This is a genomic window from Taibaiella soli, from assembly GCF_003236175.1.
Lineage (GTDB): Bacteria > Bacteroidota > Bacteroidia > Chitinophagales > Chitinophagaceae > QKTW01.
Genome location: NZ_QKTW01000026.1, coordinates 76,696 through 92,002 on the forward strand (window position 1 = coordinate 76,696; position 15,307 = coordinate 92,002).

General features: G+C 43.4%; 14 protein-coding genes. 6 read left to right on the top strand and 8 right to left on the bottom strand.

The annotated features are described in order from the left end of the window. Positions 1–31: 31 nt before the first annotated feature. Positions 32–277: a hypothetical protein gene (locus DN068_RS19625; protein WP_111000653.1), complete on the bottom strand. Its 246-nt coding sequence runs from the start codon at positions 275–277 to the stop codon at positions 32–34. Between the two features lie 90 nt (positions 278–367). Here DN068_RS19625 and DN068_RS19630 point away from each other — a divergent pair, with 90 nt between their 5' ends. Then, complete coding sequence (locus DN068_RS19630; RefSeq protein ID WP_111000654.1) at positions 368–580, top strand: hypothetical protein; 213 nt, start codon at positions 368–370, stop codon at positions 578–580. A gap of 28 nt (positions 581–608) precedes the next feature. Next, positions 609–938: a hypothetical protein gene (locus DN068_RS19635; RefSeq protein ID WP_111000655.1), complete on the top strand. Its 330-nt coding sequence runs from the start codon at positions 609–611 to the stop codon at positions 936–938. 6 nt (positions 939–944) lie between these two features. On the opposite strand, the gene DN068_RS19640 is transcribed toward DN068_RS19635, so the two are convergent. The 3 genes from DN068_RS19640 to DN068_RS19650 form a co-directional block, all read right to left on the bottom strand. Beyond that, positions 945–1,145 carry a KTSC domain-containing protein gene (locus DN068_RS19640; RefSeq protein ID WP_243630335.1) on the bottom strand — a complete coding sequence of 67 codons (201 nt, stop codon included), beginning with the start codon at positions 1,143–1,145 and terminating at the stop codon, positions 945–947. A gap of 30 nt (positions 1,146–1,175) precedes the next feature. Next, complete coding sequence (locus tag DN068_RS19645; RefSeq protein ID WP_111000656.1) at positions 1,176–3,686, bottom strand: ATP-binding protein; 2,511 nt, start codon at positions 3,684–3,686, stop codon at positions 1,176–1,178. A gap of 170 nt (positions 3,687–3,856) precedes the next feature. After that, entirely contained in the window at positions 3,857–5,227 is a 1,371-nt protein-coding gene (locus DN068_RS19650; RefSeq protein ID WP_111000657.1) for a hypothetical protein, read from the bottom strand. A gap of 331 nt (positions 5,228–5,558) precedes the next feature. On the opposite strand from DN068_RS19650, the gene DN068_RS19655 reads away from it, so the two are divergent. Beyond that, positions 5,559–6,056 carry a hypothetical protein gene (locus DN068_RS19655; protein WP_111000658.1) on the top strand — a complete coding sequence of 166 codons (498 nt, stop codon included), beginning with the start codon at positions 5,559–5,561 and terminating at the stop codon, positions 6,054–6,056. Positions 6,057–6,151: 95 nt separating this feature from the next. On the opposite strand, the gene clpB is transcribed toward DN068_RS19655, so the two are convergent. The 4 genes from clpB to DN068_RS19675 form a co-directional block, all read right to left on the bottom strand. Further along, positions 6,152–8,779: an ATP-dependent chaperone ClpB gene (clpB, locus tag DN068_RS19660; protein ID WP_111000659.1), complete on the bottom strand. Its 2,628-nt coding sequence runs from the start codon at positions 8,777–8,779 to the stop codon at positions 6,152–6,154. 341 nt (positions 8,780–9,120) lie between these two features. Then, positions 9,121–9,660, bottom strand: a complete 540-nt coding sequence (locus DN068_RS19665) for a YceI family protein (RefSeq protein ID WP_111000660.1) — start codon at positions 9,658–9,660, stop codon at positions 9,121–9,123. Positions 9,661–9,706: 46 nt separating this feature from the next. Next, on the bottom strand, positions 9,707–10,165 hold the full coding sequence (locus tag DN068_RS19670) for a MarR family winged helix-turn-helix transcriptional regulator (RefSeq protein ID WP_207799053.1): 459 nt from the start codon (positions 10,163–10,165) through the stop codon (positions 9,707–9,709). Between the two features lie 196 nt (positions 10,166–10,361). Beyond that, entirely contained in the window at positions 10,362–11,579 is a 1,218-nt protein-coding gene (locus DN068_RS19675; RefSeq protein ID WP_123985420.1) for a T9SS type A sorting domain-containing protein, read from the bottom strand. 212 nt (positions 11,580–11,791) lie between these two features. Between DN068_RS19675 and DN068_RS19680 the strand changes: the two genes are divergently transcribed. The 3 genes from DN068_RS19680 (at position 11,792) to DN068_RS19690 (ending at position 14,992) form a co-directional block, all read left to right on the top strand. Continuing rightward, positions 11,792–13,120, top strand: a complete 1,329-nt coding sequence (locus DN068_RS19680) for a (Fe-S)-binding protein (protein ID WP_111000663.1) — start codon at positions 11,792–11,794, stop codon at positions 13,118–13,120. Between the two features lie 211 nt (positions 13,121–13,331). Next, positions 13,332–14,114, top strand: a complete 783-nt coding sequence (locus DN068_RS19685; protein ID WP_111000664.1) for a (Fe-S)-binding protein — start codon at positions 13,332–13,334, stop codon at positions 14,112–14,114. 281 nt (positions 14,115–14,395) lie between these two features. Further along, complete coding sequence (locus DN068_RS19690; RefSeq protein WP_111000665.1) at positions 14,396–14,992, top strand: hypothetical protein; 597 nt, start codon at positions 14,396–14,398, stop codon at positions 14,990–14,992. Positions 14,993–15,307: the final 315 nt, after the last annotated feature.

Below are 15,307 nucleotides of genomic sequence, written 5' to 3' on the forward strand. Positions count from 1 at the left end.
TGTCTCTTCGCGTCTGGGGGGAATGAACTGTCTAAACATACGCGACTACGACATGCTCACTATTATAAACTACGTATTCAAACTTGTTGTTTGAAATTGCTTTATCGTGCTTGATATGCGCGTGCACTTTTTCAAGACTATCAAATATCGCAAAATAGTCAGCATCAGTATGCGCTGTACTTAAAGTACGTGAGCCTTCAGTTGTGACAACGATTCCAGTCTGGCGTTCTGCTTTCATCAACGCAAAACTTCCTTTAGCAAACTTTGGTAGTTCCATATATTTAGAAGATAGTGTAATTCTTTCAAACGATAGGATTTTATTAGTGGCGGCACGATGTTTTAGCCTTTAAAGTGCAAAACTATCACTATGAAAAATATTCTTGTCGCTGCAGCAATCCTGTTTGGTGCTTTATTGTTGGGGACGTCGTGCAGTTCATCCAATCAATCCGACCATATGACCACTACAGACACGGTCATGAATACCCCGCCGGCAGCGGGTGACACGGCAATGATTCCACTCGCAGACACAATGGTACCACGCAGCAATATCAATTCAGATACTCCAATGCAAGCTCAATAGATTTTGTGAAGATTTAAAATGAACAGTGATGAAAAAAGGACCAACTTCATTTAATGAAGCAATGGAACTCAGAGATCGTTATGACTATCTGATCGGCAATGTCGCTGAAGGCTCAAACGGCGCGAGGGATATTATTGAAAACATAATTGTAGCTCCCAAAAACATGTTGGGAGATTCATTCTTATATCATTATCATCTGGAGGGACAAAACAGCAAAGCTTTGCTTCGTTTCTACTCCTATCACGATTATGCAGTGGTGGGCATTGTAAAACAAGAAGAGAAAGACGGCGGTATCAGCTACTATTATAAACCGCTGGTGGCACTGACTCATTTTCTTGCTCCTGAGACAATGGCCTAGTGTGGTTTATGCTACTTTCCGATACCGGTACTTGCCTTTAATATGAACGTTAAGGTAGGTACCCTTCGACGTTGCCGCACGCATTGCATCATATTCCGCCTGCGGCACAGCCAGGTACTCATAAATATTCCCCGACAGGAAAATAATACGAAGGATTTCTTTGGCCTGATCGTACTCCATTCGTGCAATAACAGAAGACGGCATCATTTATTCCTATAAAAAAATCCGGCCCGCAAATCAGCTCACAGGGACGGCCGGTATTGTAAAATAGAACGTCGCACCTTCGCCAGGTTTACTCATAACGCCGATACTTCCCCGGTGTCGCTGAATAATTCCCGAACTAATGTAGAGGCCGAGTCCCATACCCGGAAACGTACGCATCTGCGCATCATTGATTCTGAAGAACCGGTCAAACACCTTATGTTGTAATTCCGGCGTAATACCAACACCTTCATCGCGCACCAATACTTTGATATAGCCGTTTTCCGGCTCCATTCTGATCTCTACCTTTCCGCCATCGGGAGAATATTTCACCGCATTTGAAAGCAGATTTGTAATCACCTGCCCGATCCGTTCACGATCGCCGTAAATCTCCGGCAGAATGACGTCATTAAAAATGATCTGATGTTTCGCTGTGGTGTGTTGCATTTCTTCTGCCCGTTCCAGAATGAGGGAACCGAGATGAAACTGCTCCGCACGCAATTGCAATCTTCCTTCTGAAATACGCGTGGTATCCAGCAAATCGCGGATCAGCTGTGCCAGGCGGTCCACCTGCATATTCAGCTTATGCATCATTTTAATATTGCTGTCCTCCTGCTGATGCTCAAATCGCTCCAGTAAAAGTTCAGCGAATGCCTTAATACTTGTCAACAGTGTTTTTAGCTCATGACTTGCCACAGCGATAAAATCATCTTTCTGTTGCTCCAGCGCTTTCTGGTCAGAAATATCAATGGCAGTACCTACCATGTGCAACGCTGTTCTCGGATTTTCAGAAAAATAAACCTGACCGTTAATGGAAATCCAGCGTATGCTGCCGTCGGGAAGTGAGATACGAAAATCCTCGTGAAGGACACCGGGACCATTTACATCGCAGGCAGCGGCCACGGCAATGGCATACCCTGGTACATCTTCAGGATGAATCATAGACCGCAATGCTATCTGCAGATTAATAATACCATTTTCCGGCAGTCCAAAATGCCGCAGAAACTGCGGATCTGGCTCTGTACGGTCTTCTGCCACATACCATATAAACGTGCCGATATTCGCAGCTTTTACAGCCAGCTTCAGTCGTTCTTCACTTTTGCGCAGCGCTTCCCCCGCTTGTTTACGTTCCAATAAATCAGTGGCAAGACGTGCAAGTACGTCAAACATCATAAATTCTTTTTCGCTGGCCAGGTGTTCTTTTCGCCAATGTGTAGAGATCATACCAATAAACTGGCCGCTGCGGGAGATAAGTGGCGTCGACTGCACCCCTCTGATACCGCAAAGACTAAAGTAGACCCGCTCCTGATCGGCGATAAAAGCATTTGTCATTACATCCTCAATAATGACACGTTCCCGCAACGCGGTTGCTTTAGCACAACTGGTACCATCATCTATTTCTACCCATTGCCAATGCGCTTCCGCTTCCGGATGAAAACCGCTGGAACCGAGCAAAAACAATGCATTCCTGTCTTGATTCATCATTTGAAAACTGGCCATATCAGAATGCATCATGGCTTTTGCAGCAAAGACGACCTGTTCATAAAGCAATTGCGCATCATCTTCCTCTATCAACCGGGCGCTGACTTCCTGCAACAATTTTGTATCCGCGAGTTCCTTTGCCAGCTGAATTTTGCTTGCGACCAACGCTTCTTCAGCTTGTGCCCGTTCCAGCCTTGGAAAAAAACGATTGGCCAGTTCCCTGAACACATCAACCTCGTCACTTCGCCATACCCTCATTTTATTATCGGAAACCGCTAACACAAAACGCCATTCTTCGTTTCGGTGAAAAGGAACCACGACGGCAGAATAGATATCCAATGCGGCCATTGCCACGGCGCTGACCCGGTCATCGTTTTGTGTGTCGCTGATAATTACTGTTTCTCCATTGCGAAAAGCATTGGCTGTGTCCTCATTGATAAAATCGGACAAACGGATAACAGGCGGCACAAACGGACTGCCGGCATTATTCATGATATAATAAAAGCGGCCCTGATCCACACTTTCGTCTATCTCCACAAAATAAGCGGTAGCGATATTCATGTACTCGCCCAACTTCTGCCCGACAGTATGCATGATTTCTTCGGTGGTATTAAGACTGGCGAGATCATCCTGAATTTCGGAAAGAAAAGTATTGTTGAGTTCCCGTCTTTTACGTCTTGTAATATCACTGAAAATAACAGCAACCTGTTTGTTTTCGGGACTTCCTAATCTTGCAGCGAATACGCTTACCCAACGGTCTACTTCCGGCGAATAATCCTCGAAACGCTTGGGCTTGCCGGTCTTTACAACTTCACCAAAAGCACCCGCCCAGGAAGCCTCCATGCCGGGAAATATTTCGAGCAATGTTTTTCCTTTGGCATTTGGAACGCCACTGTCCTGCTCAAATGCGCGATTTGTTTCTAAAAACCGGTAGTCTTCACCATTGCCAACCTCATTAAAAATGATTTCTATTATGGCAAATCCTTCGTCTATGGAATTGAAAAGAATTTCGTACTTGTCGGCCTCACTGCCGAAATAACTTTTGCGTGAATCGGCTGGTGTCATGGGATTCAGATTTGTTCTTACAATTTAAGAAAAATCACCTGAATCGCTGATGGCGGATTTCTTGCCCGCACAACTGATTGTCTTACTGAGCGGAAAACACCAAACGTTCTCAAAATCAAAAAAACGTTTCCACGATACCGTGAAAACGTTTTTGAATTTTGATTTTTAGCTTAAACTTTCGGCTGAAAACTCATTTCCACCCAAAACCAATAGTAAAAGTCTGCAGTGGAAGAAGCAGGATCGCGAACAGCCCATATATTCGACAACACATAATCATCGATTATCGGGATCTCCATGTATTGCATGGCACCTTTGTTCGTTATTGCCGTTTCACTTTCTGTGTTGTCTTCGTATACAAAATTGATAGACCGGAATGGAGCGCTATAAGTAGAAGGCACGTAATAGAAACGGAGCGCTTTAATTCGCTTACTAAGATCCGCTTTTACCGTCTTGACGTTATTACCGCCCATATTCGATGGACGAATGCCATCGTGATCGGTAAAATTGACCAGGAAGCTGTCCATATTGTTACCAAAATTGAAAACGATTTCCTTAATGGTTCCGCTTTTTTGCTCTTTGTTTTTCGGTGCTACAACCGGAATCCGCTTTTCATTACCCGGACAGAAAGGACCATAAACGATTTTCTGAAAGTTAGCATCTGCAATCGGCGCCGCATTTTCCTGGCCTGGCACCAGACGATTCATGTAGAAAAATGAGGTGTACGATTTGGTCAGTTCAGCCATCCACGGAGACAGCCAATGATCTCTCATTTTCATCAGCTGTTCCTTTTTATAGTCTTTTACGTCCGTGCTAGTAAAAACTTCCTCAAAATCTTTACTTCCAAACTTGTCGTTCAATTTAACTGTAGTGTCTCTGAACACGGCACCAGAAACAGTGCAAGAGTAAGCGATCTCACTCTGCCGCCATTTGATCAGATTAGGCATTTCCTCACTGAAAAACTGGCGATAGTTTTCGATTTGCCGCTGCAATTCAAAAGTCCATTGTTCGTCAAATTCACCATACAGTTCTTGTCCGGAAACGATGCGTTCTCTCAGCACAGCCAGATGTACCAATGAAAATGCAATGGTAAACGGAATCAGGCGCGCTTTGTTTTGCGAACGGCTTAGTTTAAAATAAAGCTCCGTGCATTTACTGATCAGGAAAGTCAGCTTCATCGCACGCTCACTATTGTTTTTCGCCAGCACATAAGAAAGCATATCACTTTTGATGGCCACCATTTCTGCGCCGTCGCGTGTGATTTCAAATTCCAGCAAGTGCAGTTGGATCATTCTTTCAACGTTCGCACTCACCTGGCTCCAGATATCGGCTTTGGCTTCCTGCCAGAAACTACGGATTACATAGCTTAAAACGCTGCCTACATAAGGTGCTTTTGAGGCCAACGCAACAGCCACTGTTCTTGCTTTCTGGCTCCAGGCTTCTTCGGGTCCGGGTGGCGGATGCGGGAATGAAATTTTGTTGGACAGAACTAATCTTTGGTGATCGGTAGGTAGTTCTTTGGTGTCGGTAATAGTAAACGACATGGATTTGGAAAATTTTGGTGTGGTTAGGAATAAGGCGGTAAGATAAGCCGGCGATACGATAATTGGGCAATGACTCGGACTATAAATGTGTCAATGCAAATTTGTGATTCAACGTGCGTATTAACGCGAAATCAGGTGGCGACGTCGACGAAAAAAGCACCTCGCAATTAACGCATTTTTATACACATGCGATATGAAACACAAATAGGCAAAACTCACGCAAGTCATTGCGAAAAGAAAACGACTTCATCATCCAACCGAATATAGTTTATCTAAAAATTAGATACTATTGTAGTCCGAACAAAAACCAACAATTAAAACCTTATTATCCATGCGCCGTTTCAGAATAATTTTGGTGTTTCTATCCATCGCACAGATTTCCGCTGCACAACATTTTCGTGATAGCAAATTCAAAATTTCCAAAACAGAGAAAAAATTAATTGCAGCATTCTGGACCGATTTCAAAGAAGCGATCAATTCCCAGAACAAATCAAAACTCGCAGCACTGATTTACTTCCCATTTAATTGTGAATATTGCGGACCGGTTAACCCCGCATCCCATTTTTATCCTCCGGTAACAAAAACTGAATTTGATCAAAAATTCTATGCAATATTTTTCGATCCAAAGCTTGTAAAAACAGCAAATGGTATTCAGGAGCTAACTGATATTTTAGAGATCGCAAAAAATGAAGACGGCAGTGATGGGGGATTCATGTTTAGCTATACAACAATCGACCAATCTCAAAACACAAAAGGACGACAATGCTGTTTTTGTATAGCAAAGATTAACCAAAAGTACGTGATAACATCAACCTGGACATTCCCATAAATTGCATTTCGAATTGATGTAGACGTAACAATAAAAAAGCTCGTCTCCACATTTCTGCAAAGACGAGCAACTTATAACCTAAAACTTATCACTCTCTAAGAATCTGCCTGTACACCAGAAGATGCTTCATTTCTGATCGCCACAACCCCATCGAACACATCGATCAGTACCGGTTTTGTTTTATCGATATCGCCGGCAATGATTTTTTTACTCAGTTGGTTAATGATATCTTTTTGTATCACACGTTTCAGTGGACGAGCGCCATATTGCGGGTCAAAACCACGTTGTACGAGATAGTCCAGCGCATAGTCAGTAAATTGGAGATCGATCCCCTGCTCTGCCAATTGCTTCTGAAGATGCTCTAACTGAATACGGATAATTCCTTTGATTTCTTTTTTCAGCAGCGGATGGAACATAATCACATCATCTACCCTGTTCAGGAATTCCGGACGCATGGATTGTTTCAGCAAATCCATCACCTGTTCTTTCGTAGCATCGACTACTTCGTCAATATCCTTATCTTTTAAGTCTGCAAAATTTTCCTGAATAATATGGCTACCCATATTGCTGGTCATAATGATGATGGTGTTTTTGAAATTCACCACACGACCTTTATTATCCGTCAGGCGACCATCATCCAATACTTGCAGCAATACATTGAACGTATCCGGATGTGCTTTTTCAATTTCATCCAGCAGCACCACAGAATATGGTTTCCGGCGAACGGCTTCTGTCAGCTGACCACCCTCATCATAACCAATGTATCCCGGAGGCGCACCAACGAGACGGCTCACGCTGTGTTTTTCCTGGTATTCACTCATATCAATACGCGTCATCATGCTGTCATCGTCAAATAAGACCTCTGCAAGCGCTTTTGCCAGTTCCGTTTTACCTACGCCAGTTGTACCCAGGAAAATAAAAGAACCGATCGGACGTCTTGGATCCTGCAAGCCGGCACGGCCACGGCGAATCGCATCTGAAACTGCTTCTATAGCTTCATCCTGACCAACCACACGCTTGTGTAATTCTTCTTCCAGCTGCAGCAGTTTTTCACGTTCGCTCTGCAGCATTCTTTGTACCGGAATGCCGGTTGCTTTCGCCACATTTTCTGCAATATCTTCCGCATCCACTTCTTCCTTTAGCAAACGTTTATGCTGATTGTCCATTTCATTCAACTGTCTGCCAAATTCCGCGATCTTCGTTTCTTCTTCTTTTATTTTACCATAGCGAATTTCAGCTACCCGGCCATAATCACCTTCACGTTCCGCCCTTTCTGCTTCCAGCTTCAATTGCTCAATGCTGTTCTTCGATTTATTAATCTGGTCTACAATTTCCTTTTCTTCCAGCCATTTTGCTTTCAGCGTATCACGCTCTACCGTGAGCATGGAAATATCCTGGCCTAATTCTCTCAGTTTTTCTTCGTCATTTTCCCGTTTGATCGCTTCGCGTTCAATTTCCAGCTGACGGATGCGACGTTCCAGTTCATCCAGTTCTTCTGGCATGGAATTCATTTCCAGCTTCAGTTTGGCGGCACTTTCATCAATCAGGTCAATAGCCTTGTCCGGCAAAAAACGATCGGTGATATAGCGATGTGATAATTCAACCGCAGCAATAATCGCCTCATCTTTGATACGCACCTGATGGTGGTTTTCATAACGGTCTTTCAGACCGCGGAGAATGGAAATGGCATCTTCCGGTGTCGGTTCATCGACAAACACTTTCTGGAAACGACGTTCCAATGCTTTATCTTTTTCGAAGTACTTCTGATATTCGTTGAGCGTCGTTGCGCCAATTGCACGAAGTTCCCCGCGTGCCAGTGCCGGCTTCAGAATATTAGCTGCATCCATCGCACCTTCCATGGCGCCGGCGCCGATCAGTGTATGAATCTCATCGATAAACAAAATGATTTCGCCATTGCTTTCGCTTACTTCTTTTACAACTGCTTTCAAACGTTCTTCAAACTCACCTCGATATTTTGCACCGGCCATCAGGGAACCCATATCAAGTGCAAAGATGATTTTGCTTTTCAGATTATCGGGCACGTCACCGTTAATGATACGATGCGCCAGACCTTCTACGATGGCTGTTTTACCAACACCCGGTTCCCCAACGAGAATCGGATTGTTTTTTGAACGGCGGGAAAGTATATGCAACGTCCGACGAATTTCTTCATCACGGCCAATCACAGGATCGAGCTTACCATTACGGGCGAGTTCGTTGAGATTTTTCGCATAACGTTGCAGTGAATTATATTGATTTTCGGAAGTCTGCGAACTTACGGTACTACCCTTGCGCAATTCTTTAATCGCAGTAATCAGGCCTTTTTCGGTAAGCCCTGCATCTTTCAGCAATTTGGAGGTATCATCATTGGTTTGCAGAATACCAATGAGCAAATGCTCGACGGTTACAAACTCATCGCCAAATTCTTTCAGCGAGGCGCCGGCACGCAGCATTGCATTATTCGCATCGCGGCCAATGTTTTGAGCTGGTTCGCCGTTCTGCATTTTCGGCAATTTATTAATCGCTTCCTGAAGTTTAGTTTCCACAAAATTCAGGTTCACATTATTTTTCTTCAGTAAATAGGAAATCGGGGCATCCTGGTCATCCAGTAAAGCCTGGAGCAGGTGTGCGGATTCTATGTTAGGGTTTTGATTATTAAAGGCAATCTGTTGTGCCTGTTGCAGTATTTCCTGCGCTTTGATCGTGAAATTATTCAAATTCATAGTCGTGTCGGTTTTTCCTTTTAACTAATACGCATAAAAAGCGTTCCAAATGAATTTCAAAGCAGAAATGTCACCTAAAATTACGGCAAAATGCCACTACGGCGCACAAACAAAGTCAGTTCTGTATATTTTTCAGGACAATTTGTTCCGGACCGCCAAGCTGACAAAAATCGCTGGTGGCTGATAGCTGATTTTATGAGTTGTGAGTGGTCAATTGGGAGTGCCCATGGAATTAATGGAACTCAATTTTAAATGTGTCATTGGCACTTGTATCTGAACCAAAAGCAAAGCGGTCCCCATGTAGTATGGAGACCGCTTTGTCTAAAAGTATTTACTATTAATTAGTTCGCACTTGCTTTCACAAATTCTACAGCAGCATGGATTTTTACTTCGTCACTTACAACGAGGCCACCAGCTTCTGTTACAGCATGCCATGTCAGACCGAAATCTTTACGGTTGATTTTACCGTTGATCTCGAAACCGGCACGTTCGTTGCCCCAAGGATCTTTTGCAAAACCACCGAATTCAACGTTCAATTTTACAGGCTTTGTAACACCACGCATTGTCAGGTCACCGTTCAACACATAATCTTCATCATTTACTTTTTCCAGTTTAGTACCTTTAAAAGTCAATTGCGGGTGATTGGCAGCGTCGAAGAATTCATCACCTTTCAGGTGTTCATCACGTTGTTCGTTTTTAGTATCTACAGATGCAACATCAGCAGAGAAGCTGATTGCAGCTGTGGTCAGGTCTTCACCATCTGTTTCCACGTTCGCGTCAAATTTTTTGAAATGACCCGTAACAGAAGAAATCATCAGATGTTTTACTTTAAAAGAAATTTCAGAGTGACTGGCATCTAATGCCCATTTAGTTGTTGACATTTTATTTTCCTTTTTTATGGTGTTTTTAAAATAATTACAATGTTATTTAAAGATCACTACTGCGCATTTTCTCAAGTAGTTCATTGAGCGCAGCTGCATCTTCTTCGGTTGTTCCAATTACCTGTTCGGTCATTTCCGCTACTTGCCTGTTGGTCTTTTCCAGCAACTGAATTCCTTTTTCAGTAAGCTGCACCATGGTTTCGCGTTTATCTTCTTCCGAATTATAACGCTTTACCAGTTTTTTAATGACCAAACGGTCTATGATACGTGGTACGTTGGAACTTTTCTCAATCATACGCGAACCAATATCTTTCACACACATTGCTTTAGGGTCAGAGCCTTTCAGGATGCGCAGCACGTTAAATTGTTCTGCAGTAAGTCCCGACTCCTTTAATGCCTGGCTGATATGCGATTTCATCCAGTAAGCCGTGTACATAATATTGAGACTGGCTTTATGGCGTTCGCTGAGAAAACGGTTTGTCTTTAGTGCTTCTTCGAGTTTCACAATGCAAATATATGTACATACATGCATTTTCGAAATCAATTTAACCTATACCGTGATTAAATATATGTAATAATAGGGGTATTCAGAAATTATTTGCTTCGCAACAAAAACAAATACCGTGGAGATCATCCTCCACGGCATTAAAAAAGCTATTTGATTTACAATAAAAAAACATTGTTCTATCAGCCTTCGATGTTTAATGTGTCACGATCAAACGGAAATTCTGAGGCTGCCATTTACTGCCACTTACGCGCAACAGATAAATTCCTGCGGATAATGCGCCGGTAGCAATGGTATTAACGCCTGCTTCTAGTTGGCTGCTCAAAATCTTTTTTCCTTCAACAGAATAAATAGCCATTTCGTTGTAAACAGCATTTTTATTATCAATGGTTAGAAATGCATTTGCAGGATTGGGATAGATCGAAATCTGGCGCGCTGCATTTATTTCATTAACGCCGGTGGTCGTATCTGGTGGCGGATTGCTCGTTACGGTATCATACAACACATACTGCGTACGCACCGGAAAGTGATCAGACACATCATAATTATAATTGTTTACCCAGCTCTTTACTTCTGTACGTAATGAGTGCGCACTATTGGGTACATAATAGTGAAACATTGAATTGCTGGCAAACACATGGTCGATCAATGTTGTGTATCCGTCAATGGAAATGGCGCCAGCTTTTGAAATGGCTAAAGTGAGTGCATGGTAATGTGCACTATCCGCCAACAAGTAACTGTAATTGCTCACTGAATAATTGCTGCAGATAGTTTGGTCAAGATCATCGTTATAATCGCCGAGCAGTAAAAAAGGCTTGTTTACGAAATAATGATCGAGCGTATCTTTTAGCTCATGGCAGGCTGCTACGCGACGAGTACATGCGTCATTGTCTGCTTCGGCTTTGGCATGCATTACCATAAAAGTTACATTATGCCAGGCGCTGTCTTTACCGAGTACTTCTGCATTCACCTGAAATGGCAGTCGTCCGCTGGAAAAATTATAATAGGCGTTATTACTGTTTCCCATCATTCTGCGGGTGGAGATATTCCGCACCATTGACTTTCGGTAAATGAATCCAAGCTTCTGGGCACTCGCATAATCCGGATCAGAAGTATTATTCGCGAAGCTGCCAAATGTTGAAACCGTATAATCATAGTTGCCGTTAATGGTATGTGCCAGCTGCGCAAATGAATCCACATCCACCACTTCACAGATAGCATAGACATCGGCATTTAGATTGTTCATGATTGTACGCACCTTGCTTACCTGCTTTGCAGGATTATTATGTGTAGGATCTGCAAAATACCGGAGGTTCCAGTTTACAACATCCAGCGTGTCTGAATAGGGCGCCTGCGCTTTGCAATAGCCAATAAGGGTTATACTGGCTAAAAGTGTGAGGAAAAATTTAATCATAGCTGCCAAAATTAAAGGCTATGATTATCAAACGATCGTGTTTACAAAAACATAACCTTCATTGCAATTGACAGTTGCTTCATCTTTGTCTGAAGACGGTTGCTTCCAGCTCCCAATCAACGTTTTAACCTATTAACCTTTCAACTTATTAACCCCTAACTTATGATTTTAGCGGAAAAGCAATTATTTTCGGCCTCAAAATCATTTCCTACATGCATCTGATCCAACAGATATTTTTCATCATATGTGCCGGTGTGGCGATTTACCTTTTTGCAAAAAAAGTAGGTTCCATCCGCCGAAATATCCTCCTTGGCCGCGATGAAGACCTGAACGACAATCCTGGCGCGCGTTGGAAAAACATGACTTTGCTGGCTCTTGGTCAGAAGAAAATGTTTAAAAAACCAGTTCCCGCGCTGCTGCACATTGCGGTTTATGTAGGTTTTATCATTATCAATGCGGAAGTAGCAGAAATTATTCTGGATGGTATTTTGGGTAAACACCGTTTGTTTGCGCCGTTCCTCGGACCTGTCTATGGTTACCTGATCGGTTTCTTCGAAATTCTGGCCGTTTTAGTATTGGTTTCTTGTGCGATTTTCCTGATCCGCCGTAATATTTTACACGTTCGCCGTCTTTGGATGAAAGAACTGAATGGCTGGCCAAAAAGCGATGCGAATTATATCCTGATTACAGAGATCGTGCTGATGAGCCTGCTGCTGACGATGAATGCTGCGGATCAAATCCTGCAGGCACGTGGCGTAGAGCATTACCTTGCAACTTCACCGTTCTGGGTCAGCAGTCATCTGACTGGTCTGTTTGATGGTATGTCAACGGGTGCATTAATTGCGCTTGAGCGCACTTGCTGGTGGCTGCACATTGTCGGCATCCTGGCATTTCTTAATTACTTGCCTTATTCTAAGCACTTCCATATTATTCTTGCGTTCCCGAATGCTTATTATACACGTCTGATCCCTCAGGGTGAAATGAAAAACATGAAGGACATCCAGAACGAAGTACTGTATATGATGCAGCCCGAACTGGCTCCGCCGCCAGCTGAAGGCGCTCCTGCCCAACACCGTTTCGGTGCGAAAGACGTTCAGGATCTGAGCTGGAAAAACCTGCTCGATGCTTATTCTTGTACAGAATGTGGTCGTTGTACATCTTCTTGTCCGGCAAACCTGACAGGTAAAGCGTTGTCACCACGTAAGATTATGATGGATACGCGCGACCGTCTGGAAGAAGTAGGCCGCAACATCGATAAAAACAAAGAATTCCAGGACGATGGTAAATCACTCGTTCATGATTATATCACGGTGGAAGAACTGCGTGCCTGTACTACTTGTAACGCCTGTGTTGAAGCTTGTCCGGTGGGCATCGAACCATTATCAATCATCAATCAGCTGCGTCGTTATCTGGTGATGGAAGAAAGTAACAGTCCGCAGGAATGGAACCTGATGTTTAGCAATATCGAAAACAACATGGCGCCGTGGAAATTCAGCCCGGATGAAAGAGATCGCTGGGCGGAGGAAATGGGTGCCAGTTAATAGGTTGAAAGGTTAATACGTCCGCGAGTCATCCGCTTTGTCATGCTGAGCGGAAACTAAGCAGACAGCTCAAAAGATTGACCATTCACCATTGACCGTTGCCCTTCGACTACGCTCAGGGTGACAAGATGAAAGCCTTACGTTTCACAGTGTTCAGCTTTGCGCTTTCAGCTTTTTGAATTTTGAATTTTGAATTTTTAACTTCTAAGAAATGCATATAAAATCAATGGCCGAATACGCTGCTAACGGTGAAATGCCGGAAGTGCTTTTCTGGGTAGGTTGTGCCGGTAGCTTTGACCAGCGCGCCCAACGTATTACCAAGGCTTTTGCTACCATATTGGATAAAGTGGGCGTGAAATTTGCCATTCTGGGTAAAGAAGAAATGTGTACAGGGGACCCTGCAAGACGTGCTGGTAATGAGTTTCTGTTTCAGATGATGGCGTACAACAACATCCAGACGATGAACATGTACGGGATTCAAAAAATCGTAACTGCTTGTCCGCACTGCTTTAATATTCTGAAAAATGAATATCCTGCATTGGGTGGCAATTACGAAGTAATCCACCACACTACTTTCCTGCAACAACTCATCAACGACGGCCGCGTACGTCTGAAAGAAGCTGGTGGGTTTAAAGGCAAAAAAATTACGTATCACGATAGCTGCTATCTCGGTCGTGCTAACAATATCTATGAAGCGCCACGTGCTGTGCTGGAAGCGCTGGATGTAGAACTCGTAGAAATGAAACGCTGCCGTACCAACGGCCTTTGCTGTGGTGCAGGTGGTGCGCAAATGTTTAAAGAAGAAGAAGCCGGCGATACACGTGTGAACTGGGACCGTACTGCGGAAGCGGTGGAAACGGGCGCTAAAGTAATTGCCGCTAACTGTCCGTTCTGTACCACGATGCTGGTAGATGGTGTGAAGAAACAAGAAAAAGAAGATGATATAGCTGTGTTGGATATTGCAGAGATGGTTGCACAATCGCTTGCGGACTAATAGCTGATCGCTGTTTTATTGATGTCTGATGTCTGATTTGCTTTGGCGATCAAATATCAGGCATCATTTCATTCAGCAGGACCGGTCCATGTTGCGCGGGACCCTTCCTTTGTCAGGGTGACAAACGCGAGTGATTAATTACTCACGACGCCACAGAGACACTACGCCAGGCATGTATCAAGCCTTTGCGACCTTAGTTTACTTTGCGTGAAATAATCGTTTTGCCCTTCGACTCCGCTCAGGGACAGAAAATTTTGAATTTTGACTTTTGAATTTAATTTATGAAAGCCCTTCCTCAAAATAGCGGCAGTCAGCCAGAATGGGACAGTAATCTGATCAAGGATCTGTCGTTTATTAAAAAGAACCTGCGCTACCCGATCAGCAAACGACAATTATTGCCGGGCATGCTTGCAGTTATGTCTTTAACTACCGTCTGCTTGCTCGTAACACTCACTTTGGCCAAAAAACATGGACCATTTGATTTTCTACTAGTCGGCCTCTTGTTGCTTACATTTTTCATTACATCACGCCGTACGTATGAGTCGTTGCGATTTATCAGTGTCCCTACTCCGTTTGTGCTGATTGAAAATATCAAAGCGTTGCACGATTTTCTAGAGAGCCAACACCTGGTTGTATTCCATCATCCCGAAGCGCCGGAAGTATTTCAGATTATCAGCAAAAACATAGACGCATTTAAAGACGTTCGGGAAATACTGGTCTTTATAGCCGATGATAACCGGATTCTCATCAATAGTCATTTTACATCGGTCACACAGAACATGACCAAGCACCATAAGCAAATGGGCAAAATGCTCACGGACTATATCAAAGCGCATGAAGCAGCTGGACCGTCGCAGTTTCGGCAAAAGATTAAGTAGACAATGGTGGTGAATGGTGAGTGGTGAATGGTCAATGGTCAATCACTCTCGCGACGCAGGAAACAGCTACACGAAATATAAAGAAAACGGTCAGACAACATAACGTCATCTGACCGTTTTTCCTTTTTGATATATAGGCGCTGTGCCTTCCTTTCGACGAGTTACAACATCTCGTTACACCATTACATTATGAATGCAATTTCAGTCCTTTAAATAAACTAAAGGAAATGATTAAAGAGAATAAAAGACTTTACGAACGTTTGCTTGAAGAGAAGGAAAAAAAGTGAAGTTGATGGAAAAGATGTTGGGAAAATA

Coding starts and splice junctions, on each gene's coding strand:
- DN068_RS19625 (WP_111000653.1), bottom strand. CDS start 277: ATGGAACTACCAAAGTTTGCTAAAGGAAGTTTTGCGTTGATGAAAGCA.
- DN068_RS19630 (WP_111000654.1), top strand. CDS start 368: ATGAAAAATATTCTTGTCGCTGCAGCAATCCTGTTTGGTGCTTTATTG.
- DN068_RS19635 (WP_111000655.1), top strand. CDS start 609: ATGAAAAAAGGACCAACTTCATTTAATGAAGCAATGGAACTCAGAGAT.
- DN068_RS19640 (WP_243630335.1), bottom strand. CDS start 1,145: ATGATGCCGTCTTCTGTTATTGCACGAATGGAGTACGATCAGGCCAAA.
- DN068_RS19645 (WP_111000656.1), bottom strand. CDS start 3,686: ATGACACCAGCCGATTCACGCAAAAGTTATTTCGGCAGTGAGGCCGAC.
- DN068_RS19650 (WP_111000657.1), bottom strand. CDS start 5,227: ATGTCGTTTACTATTACCGACACCAAAGAACTACCTACCGATCACCAA.
- DN068_RS19655 (WP_111000658.1), top strand. CDS start 5,559: ATGCGCCGTTTCAGAATAATTTTGGTGTTTCTATCCATCGCACAGATT.
- clpB (WP_111000659.1), bottom strand. CDS start 8,779: ATGAATTTGAATAATTTCACGATCAAAGCGCAGGAAATACTGCAACAG.
- DN068_RS19665 (WP_111000660.1), bottom strand. CDS start 9,660: ATGTCAACAACTAAATGGGCATTAGATGCCAGTCACTCTGAAATTTCT.
- DN068_RS19675 (WP_123985420.1), bottom strand. CDS start 11,579: ATGATTAAATTTTTCCTCACACTTTTAGCCAGTATAACCCTTATTGGC.
- DN068_RS19680 (WP_111000663.1), top strand. CDS start 11,792: ATGCATCTGATCCAACAGATATTTTTCATCATATGTGCCGGTGTGGCG.
- DN068_RS19685 (WP_111000664.1), top strand. CDS start 13,332: ATGCATATAAAATCAATGGCCGAATACGCTGCTAACGGTGAAATGCCG.
- DN068_RS19690 (WP_111000665.1), top strand. CDS start 14,396: ATGAAAGCCCTTCCTCAAAATAGCGGCAGTCAGCCAGAATGGGACAGT.